Origin of the sequence: Mucilaginibacter sp. (assembly GCF_965200995.1) — a bacterium.
In the GTDB taxonomy this organism is placed as follows: domain Bacteria; phylum Bacteroidota; class Bacteroidia; order Sphingobacteriales; family Sphingobacteriaceae; genus Mucilaginibacter.
In genome coordinates, this window is the sequence record NZ_OZ241743.1 from 2,507,888 (window position 1) to 2,522,208 (window position 14,321).

The window sequence follows — 14,321 nt, forward strand, 5'->3', positions numbered from 1 at the left end:
AAAAATAGATATAGCAGCACCCAACTTTAATCAGTGCTATAACAGCGGGCCAGTGCTGTAAAGGCGGACGGGAGTCCACCCTAACATATCATTCAGACCACTGGTGGAAACAATGAATGATATATCCAAGTATAACCAATAGCTACTGCTACTGAAGTTAAGTTACCAATCAAATAGTAATCATTAAATCCATCCATTTCTAACTGTGGTTCCTGATGCTTTAGACGGGTACCCAGTTTGAGGGCACTAAAAAATGTAAGTGCCTGTGAGTAGCCATTAACCAAAGCAATAAGAAGAAATAATCGTTCAGCAAAGCCTTTAACAACCGATTTAACGCTTATTTCCGTCTTTTTGTAAAATATGGCTGCCACAATATAAAATATCACAGCTAACAGCGCTTCAGTTATTAACAGGGCAAGTATAAATTGGATAATCTTAATCATCTTTTAACCCTCCTATATAATATGATACTTGCTTTAAAGATTGATATATATCTATTTTTAAGCTTTTCTTTCTCTTCCACATCAATGAGGGTTCTTTTATTAATAGCTTAGCAACTGTTTTGTAATCCTGATGAGCCAAAAAGCTATTTACTAACTTGAAATCTTTCTTTATGTCCCAGGCATCCAGTAAATTTTGAAGTGAAAAAAACAGATGATTCAGCGCTTCTGACTTTTTTTTGTCGTTAATTTCAAATTCAAATCTTGAATTCGACTTTTTTGTCAGTTCAATTTTTTTGCGGGCCCGTGTAAGGCCATCTCCTAACATTCCGTAAGCAATATTAAGGTTGATTGGAGTATCAATTGTTCCTTCAACTAATGCATACCTTAATTTAAAAGATTTATAATTTTTAATTATCAGCTCTTCAATCGCCAGTATAATTAATAATGAGTTTGGTAGATCCTTAAGTACTGATTGAAATTCATCCCCTAAAGTAATGGTTAAAGGGGAGAGGAATGATTTAGCATGAGATTTGTTAATTTGTTTTACAATATCTTCAAAATCTGCCATCAAAAGTTTCTGGTTAGCTTCTTGGCTTCCTATGATGTCTGCCATTAGGATGTAGTATTCGTCATTCATAATTTCAAATATAATGAAATTCAATATTTTGTTTCACAAATATTGAAATGATGAAAGCTATTTCCATTATAGTGAAATTTGTAATCATTCTTTTATACTTAACCCAAGTTCCTCACTGGTTTAAGTCTTCCGCAGGCGGACTTGAATCCAAACATAAAACCCGGCCCTCCGTGCGTCATATCGCACACAACCAGCATAGCAGCACCCAACTTCAATCAGTGCTATAACAGCGGGCCAGTGCTGTAAAGGCGGACGGGAGTCCTTGGTTCCATTTGGGATTTAAGTTGCCCCTTACAGGGAAAACTTAAACCAGTGCTAAAAACAAAATAAACAAAATAACTGCTTAAAGCTAACACAACCTCGCAACCGGCAGCAATCCTTTCTCCACATCGCTGCAATAATCAATGGCGCTGCTGTATTTGTAATGCTGCGGCTCCCATACCCAGCCCACATTTACCGGATTGTGGTGCAGGTAAGTAAGGCGCTGCTCCAGCATCTCATTGGTGCGCAGTTCAACCGGGTGATTATCCTGCTGCCAAAACTGGTAAGTAATATTATTGCTATTGGCTTGTCCTGCCTTTTTAAACAGCCAGAGCAGCCAGACTTTACGGCTTTCCTGTATATTTTCTTCTATGGCTTTAATCAACTGCCGGCTCGTGTATTTCTTTAAGTCGCGCATGCAGGCAGAAAGTTCATAATCTGTTTGTGCGGAAGCGATCAGATGCACATGATTGCTCATGATCACCCAGACATAAAGTACCAAGCCTTTGCTTTGGATGCAGTAGAGTAAACTGTCGATCAGGATTTGCCTATAAGTTTCCCTGGTAAATACATCAATTTAGTTAACTGCCGGGAAAGTAATAAAATGAGGGATTTGATTTTCGCCGAAGCGGTAACGCGTAGCCATAGCATGAAGATAACAGAAATTTATTGGCTTGTTAAGTGCTGGTGGTTCAACCGGCAAGTTTGTGCGATTAAGGGCGATAGGAGGGCTTGTTTTCATATCAAGATTTAAGTCGCCTTTTAGGGTCAAAGCTTGAATCAGATTTTAGTACTGACACCTATTTGTCAGCGTTCACGGGTGTTCACACCTCGTGAACGTGAACACCTGGCGGAGGCTATCTGCCACAGAAAGCCCACTACATCGTATTACCGTATTAACACTTTTATGGCATTTAATCGACTTTTATGGAAGTTTATGGGCTTTTATACGCATTAATTTCCCTTTATTGCCGGTGGCGGGTATCATCATTACAGGTGTTGGAAAGAACCGGAAATCATGTTAACAGCCTTAAAATAAAAATCATTTAATGTAAACCCTAAACATTAACAGTATGCTGATTATCAAGTATTTATGAAACCTATATGTTAAAATGATGTTAACCTTTATAAACCGTTTTGCATTAATAAATGCGCCGGGATAAGGTTCGCATAACGTGGATGCTGCAATCTCAGCTAAAAAGAATCTTTCGAACCCATATGAGGGTATCATCGCATTATTTTCGGCCAGTACGCTCTTCCTCAATACGACTACAAACATCCTCAATACGACTACACCCCAACTATCGCCTATCCCGACCTTTACAGTGTTAATTAAAAGAAACAAAACATTATGGCACAGCAAAATCAAAAAAACAAAGTATGGTTCATCACCGGTGCTTCACGTGGCTTTGGCCGCGTTTGGACGGAAGCTGCATTGCAGCGCGGCGATAAGGTAGCGGCTACTGCACGCAAACCAGAAAGTATAGCCGACCTTAAAGAGAAATATGGCGACAATGTACTTACCCTGCAACTCGATGTTACCCAGCCCGGGCAGGTGCAAGAGGCGGTTAAGCAAGCGCACGCTCACTTCGGCCGGTTGGATGTGGTACTCAATAATGCCGGATATTCGCTGGTAGGTACCATTGAGGAGGCAAGCGCAGATGATATAAGGGCCGCGTATGAAACCAATATTATTGGCCCGGTTTCGGTAATACAGGCCGCCCTGCCGCTGTTGCGGGAGCAGGGATATGGGCATATCCTGGGCACCTCAAGTAATTTAGGCCACATTACTTCACCTGTTATCGGCTATTACTGCTCTTCCAAGTGGGCCTTCGAAGCCATACACGAAAGCCTGGCCGCCGAGGTAAAGCAATTTGGCATAAAGGTAACCATTATAGAGCCGGGCGCCTATGCTACTGAATTTGGCAGCCAGGAGTCATTGAAATTTGCAGCAGGCATGGAGGTGTATACCGATTTTAAAACTCAGTTTATAAACGGGCTGAGAACCCTGGAGCGCGGCGACCCGGCAGCAACGCCACAAGCGCTGTTCCAGGTAGTGGATGCAGAAAATCCGCCATTGCGGTTCTTCCTGGGCAGCCACGGCCTGCCATCTGTACGTACTGCTTATAATGCACGTTTAGCAGAATGGGAAGCATGGGTAGATGTATCCGATTCGGCACAGGGCGAATCAAAATAACAGCTTTAAAACTTGTTAAAACCATAGTGATAACCGACATTTAGCCATGTCGGTTATCACCATTTAAATACTAAGCTATGAAACGCGAAGAAAACAGTTTGCTGAAGTTCGAGTCGCTGGCTGATGCACACCGTACCTTCGGCTTGCCTAACCCCAGGCATCCGTTAATCAGTATCATCAGTGGTACCGCTATACAGGTTGAAATGCAAGGGTATTCCCAGCCGCATGTGCTTGGTTTCTATAAAATATCTTATAAGCCTAAACTTAAAGGCAAGCTGAAATACGGGCAGAGTTATTATGATTTTGATGAGGGCGGTTTATTGTTTGCTGCACCGGGGCAAATTATTGGCAGTAATGATAATGAGGCCAGTACGTGTTCAGAATACACCCTGCTTATTCATCCCGATTTCTTTTTAGGCCATGCTTTGGCCAAAACCATCAGGCAGTATGGCTTCTTTTCCTATTCGGCCAACGAAACCCTGCATCTTTCGGAAGAAGAAAAAGCAACCATTATTTCTATATTTAAGATGATTGAAGCCGAGCTGAACAGCCGGATTGATGATTTTAGCCATAATGTGGTTATGGCGCAAATTGAGCTTATGCTCAGCTATGCCAACCGCTTTTATAAACGCCAGTTTATTACCCGCAAGGCCAGCAGCAATGATCTGCTGCAAAAGCTGCAGGATTTGCTGGAAAATTACTTTAACCAGGAAACCTCCCTAAGCCAGGGAACACCAACAGTAAGTTACCTGGCCGAACACTTAAACCTTTCGGCAAGTTATTTGAGCGATATGCTGCGGTCGTTAATCGGGCAGAACGCGCAGCAATACATTCATGATAAACTGATTGAAAAAGCGAAGGAAAAGCTGTCAACAACCAGTTTAACAGTAAGTGAAGTGGCCTATGCGCTGGGCTTCGAGCATTCGCAGTCCTTTAGTAAGCTGTTTAAAACCAAAACCAGCCTTTCACCGCTGGAGTTCAGAAGATCATTTAACTAACCATAGTTAATAGGGTAAAAGCGCCTGGTGTAGGTTTGCAAAATCCAGGTTTCCCCTGCTTCAAAGTTGTCCCGCCTGTCTTTGGTTAGGGAAGTGGTCGGGTTGTGCCTTCAGTGTATCATTCAAGAAGTTGCTGATAGCTCCGTTGAGCCGGTTTTTGGAGCAAAACAGCCATACCTCGTGCCCTGCAAAACAGAATGTTCATTATACATAAACATATTTGTTACCGGGCGCTTGTAGAGTTATAAACAGATACACTATGAGCACTTATAAGGAGGGGCAGCACGTAAGCACCCCGCAGGGCCAGGGCCGCATAGCCGCCGACCAGATAAACGAACAGGTATATGTACTGCTTACCGAAAGTGGCAGCATAGAAACGTTTGATGAGCGCGAAGTAAGCGCCGCTACTATGCCAGATATTGCAGGCGATATATCCTTACCCGCAAGCGAAGCCAAAAATTTTGATTTTGATGATTTTCTGAACGGAGAAAACAAGGAGGAGCAGGGATAAATCAGAAAAAAGAAGCCTTCCCGCACTCGCTGCCGGAAGGCTCTAACCTAAGTATTATGATTTGAAAAACACCCGGGCTCATAAAAATGTATATCATAGATAATCAACGGAGGATATTTATGAAACAACAAGTAATTGAAGATGTGAACATTATGCCTCAATTAGACAGAGCCTGTGGTTTGGATATGCACAAGGACAAGATCGTCGGCTTTATTTCTTGTAAAGATGGCAGCAATCAGGAGTTCAGGGAATTTGGCACTTACACCTGCGAACTCAAAGAGATCAGAGATTGGCTGCAGTAAAACGACATCCATCATTGCCTGATGGAAAGCACTGATATTTATTGGATGAGTTTATACGCCATACTTACCGAAGCTGGTATCGAAGTTATCGTGGCGAACCCGGTTCATATTAAGCAGATGCCGAAGCGCAAGACTGATCGCAAAGATGCCAAATGGCTTTGTACATTATTGCTACACGGTTTAGTTAGACCAAGCTTTATGCCAGATAGTACACAGCGTATAATCAGGGATTATTGCCGAAATCGCTTATTTTATACATGGCAATTAAACAGAATTAGGAATCGTCTACTTAAGATATTAGAAAATATTAGAAAGTAACAATATCAAACTGCGCTCTGTGATAAGTTCGATCCATACATTATCTGCTATGGAGATGATACGACTATTGGCTAAAGGTGTTACCGATCAGGAACAATTACTGAATTGTGCCAGAGGTAAAGTAATCAAAAAGAAAGACCAATTAGTTAAAGCTTTGGATGGTACCCTTCAAACCTATCACCATACTCAACTTCAAATGTTACTGGAAGATTATGACCACGTGCAAAAGCAAGTAGATTTTCTGGATAAATCGATTACTGAAATCATTACCGAGCATTATACACAGGCATTCGAATGTCTTGATAGCATTAGCGGCATTGGCGTTAAATCGGCAGAAACCATTATCAGCGAAGCAGGAAAAGATATGAGCCGTTTTCCAACAGCTGACCATTTTACAGCTTGGTGCGGAATTGCACCTGGTAATAATGAAAGTGCAGGTAAGCGAAAAAATACTTCAATTAAAAAAGGTAACAGTTATTTAAGGGTTGCTATTGTTGGCGCGGCTTGGGCTGCGGTTCGCATGAAAGATTCCTATTGGCATGCTTTGTTCGATAAATTGCGTAAACGTATGAAAGCGCAAAAAGCAATAGTTGCCGTTGCACGAAGATTGCTTAAAGTTGTGTATAATACATTAGAAACGCTAACTATTTACAAAGAAAAAGGCATTGCACATTTTGTGGACTTACAGGCTAAAACGGCATTGTATCATAACTCAAAGCTACGGTGGCCTCAAAACAATATTGATTAGAACACTCAAAGGACGGAAAATGTAATAGAATAAAGAGTCTGAAACCTAGGCTGCCAAAACTGTAGATAGCACCCAGGCTTGTTCCACGAGAACGCAGAGGAAACTTATTTTTTAAATTGATTATCAAGGCTGCCGTTAGTAAATCACTTAACTGTCAAAGACAATTACTAACCTACTAATTAAAAGATTGTCGAAATTTAAGCGGTGATAAGTTGGTTTTGCTTTTAAATAACTTACTGAATGCTTGCGGATGTTCAAATCCCAAAGTATAGGCGATCTCATTCATAGTGAGATCAGTCGTAGAGAGCTTTTCTTTAGCAAGATCAACAACTTTACCAATGATGAAATCTTTAGTGCTTTGTCCGGTTAATGTTTTCAGCAAGCGGCTTAAATAATTAGGCGACAAATGCAAAGCGTCTGCAAAGTAGGTTACAGTAGGCATACCCTTGGATTGCAACTGATCGCTTTTAAAATACACGTTTAGCAATTCTTCCATTCGGCCAATGATTTGACGATTGCTGGTTTTACGGGTTATGAATTGGCGCTGATAAAACCGTTCAGAATAAGTAAATAATAATTCCAATTGTGCAATGATTACATCCTGACTGAAATTGTCGATCCTTGCCTGATATTCCTGCGCTATATTTTGCATGATACTGATCAGTAACTGTTCTTCGGCATCTGAAACATGCAAGGCCTCGTTGGCCTTATAATCAAAATACTCATATTGCCTTATTTTCTTAGCTAAAGGTGTATTCCATAACAGATCCGGATGTACAAGTAGCAGCCAGCCCTGGTGACTGACTGCTGTTTCAAAAGGACCTTCGATAGATAGTACTTGCATGGGTGCCATAAACAGTAAAATGCCTTCATCAAAATCGACCTCTTGCTGGCCATATTTCAGCCGGGCGTGAAAGCTTTTTTTCAAAGCGATACTGTAAAAATTATGCACAATTGCCCGCGGTGCCTGTTCGGGATTGTAAGGCATATCTTCAAACCTGACTAAACTCACCAGGGGATGCAGTGGCTTGGATAAGCCTAACACCCGGTGGTATTCCGAAATGGTTTTAATATTTAAGGGCGCAGACTGGTTCATTAAGCAAACTACACAAGTTTTACAGGTTTAACAACAGCTTCAGCCCTGATTTTAAATCAACCGGCTTCCGTCCCAATGCCTCTTCCAGGTCATTGCTGACGGTGCTTCCTTGTCCGTTCGCGATATCGGTGTAAAATGGCGCCATCATCTCTAACGCGTGATCAGGCACACCTTTATTACGGGCTTCAGTTTTGTAGGTATCCATTGTTAAAGGTGTGTAACTAACAGGTTTGCCGGAAAGTTCACTAAGTGCCTCTGCAACATCATCAAAAGAATAGGTGCGGGTATTGGTGAAATTATAGATCCGGTTAGTGCACTCGCCGGTTGATAAAACATTCCCGATAGCTTCCGCCTCATCACTTCTAAGCGCATAAGATACGCGTCCATCGCCTGCAGGCAGATGAATTCCATTTTCAAACACATCTTTGCCCAGCATATAACCGGCCATTGATTCCATGTATAATACATTCCTGAAAATAAGGTAATTCATACCGCTGGAAATAATATATTCTTCCGTCTCAAAATGCGTCTGCATGATATAGTTGACTAAACTTTCTTTTTCCTTCAGGCAATTGCTTGTATAGGCCAAACAATTGACGCCTGCTTCTTTTGCAGCATCGATTACGTTAAGGTGCTGCTCCATGATCCTACTCATATCCAAACCGGAAACCAGCAATACTTTGTCAATTCCTATCATAGCTTTATCCAAGGAATGCCGGTTGTCATAATCACCGATCCTTACATCAATACCCTTTTCTTTTAAGGCTGCAGCCTTGTTTTCATCCCTTACCAAAGCGGCGATCTGATTAGATGGTATACCATTTTTCAATAGCGTTTCGATGACTATGCCGCCCATTTTGCCGGTAGCTCCTGTGATTAGTATCATTTTTATATTTATTTTGATACAAAAGTCCAAAATGGAATGCTGCAGAAATGAACAAAATCTTACTTTATTGAAATAAAATCTCACCAAAATAATTTGTTACCGTAGATATCTTAAATTATTGGTCACAAGTAATTAAATATAACTTACAAGGAATGGCAATCGGGTACTTGTTGAGACAATATTTTTAGAGGAAACCTTATCACAAATTCAGGCAGGTGCCTGAACGGTACAAATTTATGCTTAAATATGTGATTGCGTAAACTGATTTTGTATAAATTATAAACTTGGTAATATGGTAAGCCCTTGCATAGTTAAGAATGATTTTTACAAGGCCGATCTTGATTACCACACTGGGTTTATGTACGCTATAAAATTTCTGGCAGAAGATACTATCTTTGGTGCTGCTAAAATCATGCACAGTTGGGTGAAATTTACAGGCAGCCCCTGAAGTAAAGCAGCTTTCTTGTTGCACTATTTATAGGCAGTTGTTACTCAAATACTCAAGTGCGTTGCCCGAAATTATGAAGCACCTCTTTTACATCCACAGCCATACCACCTACCTAACTGCTTTAGGTGTAATTGAATTGAAAGAGCTGCAGCCTGAAAATATTATTATGGTGCGCACCCGAAACTATAGCAGTAATTTAACAGCGCATAATTATAAACAGGTCGACCTTTCGGCGGAGTTTACCCTTTCGCAAAGTTATAAGTACAACATCTTTAAGCTAAACGCGCTGCTAAGGCAGATTGACCGGCTGATATATACATTGGCAGGAGAAAGCTATATTGCTTATTTGCCGCACGTAGGAGTATTCCTGATGCAGGTAATTTTTACGCATCCCTTATGTGCAGGCCTGGCTTTGCTCGAAGAAGGAAGTAATGCCTATGCTAAAAAGTTTCAGATCAAGCAGTTCAACTATAAAAACTGGGTAAAGGAAACTTATAGTAAGGCTTTGCTGCTTAACAGATACTGGTTTACCCTGTACGGATTACTGCATAATATAAAAAAGGAGTATCCTACCGAAGCCTTTGGATCTTCGGCTAAAACCTTTGAACATCTGCCTTATAAAAAAACGATTGTAAAGTGGCCTGCACTAACTTGCAGCTACCAGGTAAAGGCCGGAGCCCCGGTGTTTATACTTGAGGGAGCCATTGAGAACCATTATGCAACCAAAGAGATTTACCTGAACAGTGTAAAACAGGTGGTAAATGAAAATGCAGTTGATGTAAATTATATTAAGTTTCACCCGGCACAAACTGCTGATAACAAAGAAACCATTAAAAGCTATTTTAATGCTTTAAACAAGGAGTTAATTGTTTTGCCGGACGATTTGCCTTTTGAGTTGATTATACTCAACAGTATTGATCTGCGCATTATCGGCTTTAGCAGCTCTTTGCTGTACTATGCCAGGCTGTACGGGCATCAGGTTACCTCCTATGAGAATCTGCTGATGAATGACCCGTATTACCGTGCGTATAAAAAATTAAACGATGTGGTAATCTGAAACAGCAGAACACCTTAATTTAAACAAAGGATAATGAACGTATTAGTTGTGGGGCCAAGCATTACCCGTACTAAAGGTGGAATGGCTACTGTGATACAGGAGCAAATGAACAACGATGTACTTAAAGCGGAAAATAAGCTCACCTACCTGGTATCGCATGTAGAAGGCCCGGCTTATGAAAAGGTTTATTACACCTTGCATGCACTCAGTTATATTTTACTGCACAGCCGCAAGTTTGATATAGTACACCTGCATGTGGCTACAGGAGCCAGCTTTTACCGTAAAAGTTTAATATTGAGATTAAGTAAATGGCTGGGTAAAAAAACAATTATGCACATGCACGGCGGGTATTTTGCCAGCTTTTATAATGATAGCAGACCAGCTTTTAAAAAGTTTATACAACGTACTGTAGCCCAATGCGATTTAATTATAGTACTGTCTGAGTATTGGGAAAGTTATTTTAAAACAACATTTCACCGGGTAGCACGTGTAGAGATTCTGCGTAACGGGATCAATGTTGAGTCATATCAGCAGTGTATCAGTTTAGATACCACTTATACTCATTATCTGCTGCTGGGGCGTTTAGGCAAAAATAAGGGGGTGTATGATCTGTTGCAGGCTATAAACCGCATCGTAAACGAGCAAAAACTAACCTACTTGCATTTTTATCTGGCCGGTGATGGGGATATTGAGCAGGTAAAGGAAATTATCAGCAAACAGCAGCTTGGTAACAATGCAGAAGTGCTGGGATGGGTGGATACCAGCGCCAAGAAAGAGGTACTGAAAAAAGTGGAAACCGTGTTACTGCCTTCCTATGACGAAGCCTTGCCTATGTCGCTCATTGAGGCCATGTCGTGCGGCAAAGTAATCATCAGTACAAAAGTGGGCGGTATTCCGGATTTGGTGAGAGATCAGTACAACGGTTACCTGATTACGCCGGGTGATGTTGATGCACTCATGGAGCGGATACTGTATGTTAATAAGCATCCCGATGAGATGCAGGTATTTAAACAACGTAATATGGAAGTAGTAGAAGCTGATTTTAATTTGAAAAAAATAAATATCAAGCTCAATGAACTATACAAAAGCCTGATGAAATAGTGGATAAAGTTAAGATTGGCAAAGTTGAGATTCATAATATTACCCGCGAACAGCTATTTAAATGGGTAGTTCAAATTGTTAGTGGCAATAAGAGGGCCTATGTAGTAACCCCTAATGTTGACCACGTAGTAAAAATTGAAAGAGACCCAAAATTTTTACAGGTGTATCAACAAGCATCACTCGTGGTAGCCGATGGGATGCCGTTGCTATGGGCTGCCAAATTGCTGGGAACGCCTATCAAAGAAAAAATAAGCGGTTCGGATATATTTCCTGAATTGTGCAAACTGGCGGCTGATCATCAATACAAGGTGTTTTTTCTGGGTGGGCAGGAAGGGGTAGCTGAAAAGGCAAAGAACGCATTGCTGCTAAAATATCCTGATCTTGAGGTTGTGGGCGTATATTCACCGCCTTTCAATTTTGAAAAGGATGAAAAAGAAAATCAGAGAATACTGGATATGATCAATGCCGCCCGTCCCCAGTTCTTATTTGTAGGTTTGGGGGCTCCCAAACAGGAAAAGTGGCTGTACAAGCATATTAACCATCTGCATATTAATGTTGGCTTTGCTGTAGGCGCCTCCTTCGATTTTGTGGCCGGTACAAAAATAAGGGCGCCAAAACTTGTTCAAAAGATAGGTATGGAGTGGTTTTGGCGCATGATGCAGGAGCCTCGGCGCATGTTCAAGCGCTATATTATTGATGACTCCTACTTTGCTTATATTTTATTCAGGCAATGGAAACAAAGGGATAACAGACATAAAACATTAAATTGAATTATCCCTTAACCATAATCTGATGGGTTCAATCATTCAACTTGTTGTAGCAGATTAAACAGAATTAAAATCACCTGCTCAAAATTATAAAGTGGCTGGTGCACGACTCGAACCTGTGATCTGTTCTCTTATTAAAAAAATTCCCTTTCCAACCCGGACAACCAACCCTGGAATACTAGCTAATTATTTATCTGCCCGATAAAAATCCTACCGTTTTTGCTTCCTGTATTTCTATTGCAAATCCTTCAAGATAAAGCTGGTCATCCACATATTTAATGCGAAGCGAACTTTCGTCTGCTTTAAAATTCTTGTCTTTTAATTTTTGGTTCAATTGCGCTATAATTTCTTTGGTTGCAAAGGTGTTGGTCGTCCGCAGCGTATCATCAACCGTTTGCAGCATGACGTTGTCAACCTTGTAAGAAAATCCAATAGTGTGTGCCTGGCTCATAGTGGTGTGGTGTTTAACTGCTGCGCAAGGTAAACATAATTTAACAGCACTATACTGTACTGCGTCAGCGGGATTATAAAGCAATTATGTTCAAAAAATGGTATGCCTTAACCAATGTACATTTAAACACCTGTTAAAATGTAGCGCCGGTGTTTGTGAGCCACGATCAAACAAACCGGCTTTTTTTGCTTTTATATAGAGTTTAAGCATCTATCCTATTCTTGTAATCATTTATGTTAACGGCTACGTCTACGGCACCACTTACACACGAACAGGCATTTCATAATATCCGGCAGCAGGCTGCCGATACAGACCGGGAAGGGTTATTTCCTAAAAAGGAATTTGAGTGGTTGCGCCGGGCAAAACTGTTGGAAATTACCCTGCCGGGCCGTCAACTCGATTTTAACCGGCCAGCAACCGCAGCCTTACTGCAGTTGCTGAAGCAAACCGGAAAAGCCAGTTTACCGGTAGGCCGCATTTATGAAGGACATATTAACGCCTTATTTCTCATCCACTTGTTTGGTAGTGCAGAACAGCAGCAGTACTGGTATACGGAGGTGGCTGCAGAACAAAAGTTGTTCGGTGTGTGGAACACGCAGGCATCAGGCGGGATACGTATACATGACCTGGGAAACGGTGAATACCGGCTGGAAGGCGCAAAAACATTTTGCTCAGGGGCTGATGCTATTCAGCGTCCGCTCATCACCGGGGAATTGGTATCTCCTGTGAAAAAGGGTTGGCAGATGTGCATTATCCCTACTGAAAAAGTACAGCCCATAGCTGCCGATCCCGGTTTCTGGACACCGTTAGGAATGCGGGCATCAGTAAGTTACCGTATGGATTTTACCGGGATAATGATTACCGAGAATGATTTGTTGGGGCAGCCTGATGCTTATTACCAGCAACCCTATTTCAGCGGTGGTGCTATCCGTTTTGCTGCTGTACAGTTAGGGGCCGCTGAAGCCATACTGGATGAAACACACCGCTTTTTACAGGGCATGGGCCGTACAGACGATGTATTTCAGCGGGCCAGGGTAGCAGAGCTTGCCTATTTGGCCGAAACCGGTAATTTATGGATTAACCAGGCGGGTGCAAATGCTGACGAATGGCTTGCACAAGAGAACACCGCTGAACGTATTGTGGCTTATGCCAACATGGTACGTACCATAATTGAAGATATCTGCCTTCGTGCCATGCGGCTGGCCGAACGTTCGGTAGGTTCGCGCGGCTTGATGAAACCCGATGCGCTTGAACGCATCCACCGCGACTTAACCACTTATTTGCGCCAGCCTGCGCCTGATGCAGCACTGGTAGCCGTAGGTGAGTATGTATTAAATCAAAAAAGCACCAACAAATTATGGGAATAGGGCAGGAGTGGGTACAGCAGGCGCAAATGCTAGATAATGAAGGCTTGAAGCTGTTAAAAAAGGTGCTGGTTATCGCGCCGCATCAGGATGATGAGTCGTTAGGTTGCGGTGGACTGATCGCATTACTGCGGCAACAAGGTATACCTGTGCACGTAGTTTTTACTACCGATGGCAGTATGTCGCACCCTAACTCGGTTAAGTATCCAACATCTGAATTAATAGTACTGCGGGAGCGTGAAGCTGTAACTGCTTTACATATTTTAGGCGTTGAAGAGGAGCAGATTACCTTTTTAAGATTGAAGGATGGCAGCTTGCCAACACAGGGAAAGCCGGGTTTTGATCCGGCTGTGCAGCTGATGCAGCAGGTGTTACACGCCATTAATCCGCAAACTGTAATTGTGCCCTGGCAACGCGACCCTCACCCTGATCACAGGGCCGCATGGCAGATAACAAATGCCGCAATTGCAAAGGCCAGGTTATCCTGCCGGCGGCTGGAGTATTTGATTTGGTTATGGGAACGTGCCACACCTGAGGATTTGCCCTTACCCGAAGAGGTGAAGGTCTGGAAAGCAGACATTGCTTCGGTAACTGCATTAAAGCAAAGGGCCATTATGGCGCATACATCGCAAACTACAGGCCTTATTGATGATGACCCAGAAGGTTTCACCTTATCGCCGGAGGTGTTAAATCATTTTGCTTCGAACCAGGAACTATTTGTAGAACGAAATTAATT

Annotated in this window: 17 protein-coding genes; 11 read left to right on the top strand and 6 right to left on the bottom strand. The window is 42.0% G+C overall.

Annotation, left to right across the window (positions count from 1 at the left end; translation table 11 throughout):
- Positions 1 to 92: 92 nt before the first annotated feature.
- The 3 genes from ACY652_RS11795 to ACY652_RS11805 all read right to left on the bottom strand — a co-directional run bounded on the left by ACY652_RS11795 (position 93) and on the right by ACY652_RS11805 (position 1,918).
- Positions 93 to 443: a hypothetical protein gene (locus ACY652_RS11795; RefSeq protein WP_462264575.1), complete on the bottom strand. Its 351-nt coding sequence runs from the start codon at positions 441 to 443 to the stop codon at positions 93 to 95.
- The gene (locus ACY652_RS11800) at positions 436 to 1,080 is read right to left on the bottom strand and encodes a SatD family protein (protein ID WP_462264576.1); all 645 of its coding nucleotides are present in this window, start codon (positions 1,078 to 1,080) and stop codon (positions 436 to 438) included. The genes ACY652_RS11795 and ACY652_RS11800 overlap by 8 nt, the downstream gene beginning before the upstream one ends.
- 349 nt (positions 1,081 to 1,429) lie before the next feature.
- Complete coding sequence (locus ACY652_RS11805) at positions 1,430 to 1,918, bottom strand: REP-associated tyrosine transposase (protein ID WP_462268255.1); 489 nt, start codon at positions 1,916 to 1,918, stop codon at positions 1,430 to 1,432.
- Between the two features lie 774 nt (positions 1,919 to 2,692).
- Between ACY652_RS11805 and ACY652_RS11810 the strand changes: the two genes are divergently transcribed.
- The 6 genes from ACY652_RS11810 (at position 2,693) to ACY652_RS11835 (ending at position 6,415) form a co-directional block, all read left to right on the top strand.
- A complete protein-coding gene (locus tag ACY652_RS11810) occupies positions 2,693 to 3,538 on the top strand; it encodes an SDR family NAD(P)-dependent oxidoreductase (RefSeq protein WP_462264577.1) in 846 nt (281 codons plus the stop codon).
- A gap of 77 nt (positions 3,539 to 3,615) precedes the next feature.
- Positions 3,616 to 4,536: a helix-turn-helix domain-containing protein gene (locus ACY652_RS11815; protein ID WP_462264578.1), complete on the top strand. Its 921-nt coding sequence runs from the start codon at positions 3,616 to 3,618 to the stop codon at positions 4,534 to 4,536.
- Between the two features lie 259 nt (positions 4,537 to 4,795).
- Positions 4,796 to 5,047 (top strand): hypothetical protein, encoded by a 252-nt coding sequence (locus ACY652_RS11820; protein ID WP_462264579.1) that lies wholly within the window; start codon positions 4,796 to 4,798, stop codon positions 5,045 to 5,047.
- 119 nt (positions 5,048 to 5,166) lie between these two features.
- A complete protein-coding gene (locus ACY652_RS11825; protein WP_462264580.1) occupies positions 5,167 to 5,349 on the top strand; it encodes a hypothetical protein in 183 nt (60 codons plus the stop codon).
- A gap of 21 nt (positions 5,350 to 5,370) precedes the next feature.
- Positions 5,371 to 5,667 (top strand): IS110 family transposase, encoded by a 297-nt coding sequence (locus ACY652_RS11830; protein WP_462264581.1) that lies wholly within the window; start codon positions 5,371 to 5,373, stop codon positions 5,665 to 5,667.
- Between the two features lie 49 nt (positions 5,668 to 5,716).
- Positions 5,717 to 6,415 (top strand): transposase, encoded by a 699-nt coding sequence (locus tag ACY652_RS11835; protein ID WP_462264582.1) that lies wholly within the window; start codon positions 5,717 to 5,719, stop codon positions 6,413 to 6,415.
- A 175-nt stretch (positions 6,416 to 6,590) separates the two neighbouring features.
- Here ACY652_RS11835 and ACY652_RS11840 read toward each other — a convergent pair whose 3' ends face one another.
- Positions 6,591 to 7,403, bottom strand: coding sequence for a helix-turn-helix domain-containing protein (locus tag ACY652_RS11840; protein ID WP_462264583.1), 813 nt, complete (start codon positions 7,401 to 7,403; stop codon positions 6,591 to 6,593).
- 127 nt (positions 7,404 to 7,530) lie between these two features.
- On the bottom strand, positions 7,531 to 8,397 hold the full coding sequence (locus ACY652_RS11845) for an SDR family oxidoreductase (RefSeq protein WP_462264584.1): 867 nt from the start codon (positions 8,395 to 8,397) through the stop codon (positions 7,531 to 7,533).
- A gap of 521 nt (positions 8,398 to 8,918) precedes the next feature.
- On the opposite strand from ACY652_RS11845, the gene ACY652_RS11850 reads away from it, so the two are divergent.
- The 3 genes from ACY652_RS11850 to ACY652_RS11860 are packed head-to-tail and all read left to right on the top strand — an operon-like array spanning position 8,919 to position 11,773.
- A complete protein-coding gene (locus ACY652_RS11850) occupies positions 8,919 to 9,902 on the top strand; it encodes a polysialyltransferase family glycosyltransferase (protein ID WP_462264585.1) in 984 nt (327 codons plus the stop codon).
- A 33-nt stretch (positions 9,903 to 9,935) separates the two neighbouring features.
- A complete protein-coding gene (locus ACY652_RS11855; RefSeq protein ID WP_462264586.1) occupies positions 9,936 to 11,003 on the top strand; it encodes a glycosyltransferase in 1,068 nt (355 codons plus the stop codon).
- On the top strand, positions 11,003 to 11,773 hold the full coding sequence (locus tag ACY652_RS11860; RefSeq protein ID WP_462264587.1) for a WecB/TagA/CpsF family glycosyltransferase: 771 nt from the start codon (positions 11,003 to 11,005) through the stop codon (positions 11,771 to 11,773). Before ACY652_RS11855 ends, ACY652_RS11860 begins: the two co-directional genes overlap by 1 nt.
- 187 nt (positions 11,774 to 11,960) lie before the next feature.
- Here ACY652_RS11860 and ACY652_RS11865 read toward each other — a convergent pair whose 3' ends face one another.
- Complete coding sequence (locus tag ACY652_RS11865) at positions 11,961 to 12,221, bottom strand: hypothetical protein (RefSeq protein WP_462264588.1); 261 nt, start codon at positions 12,219 to 12,221, stop codon at positions 11,961 to 11,963.
- A 233-nt stretch (positions 12,222 to 12,454) separates the two neighbouring features.
- Between ACY652_RS11865 and ACY652_RS11870 the strand changes: the two genes are divergently transcribed.
- Together ACY652_RS11870 and ACY652_RS11875 are read left to right on the top strand one after the other, a co-directional pair.
- On the top strand, positions 12,455 to 13,588 hold the full coding sequence (locus ACY652_RS11870) for an acyl-CoA dehydrogenase family protein (protein ID WP_462264589.1): 1,134 nt from the start codon (positions 12,455 to 12,457) through the stop codon (positions 13,586 to 13,588).
- A complete protein-coding gene (locus ACY652_RS11875) occupies positions 13,579 to 14,319 on the top strand; it encodes a PIG-L deacetylase family protein (protein ID WP_462264590.1) in 741 nt (246 codons plus the stop codon). Before ACY652_RS11870 ends, ACY652_RS11875 begins: the two co-directional genes overlap by 10 nt.
- Positions 14,320 to 14,321 lie beyond the last annotated feature (2 nt).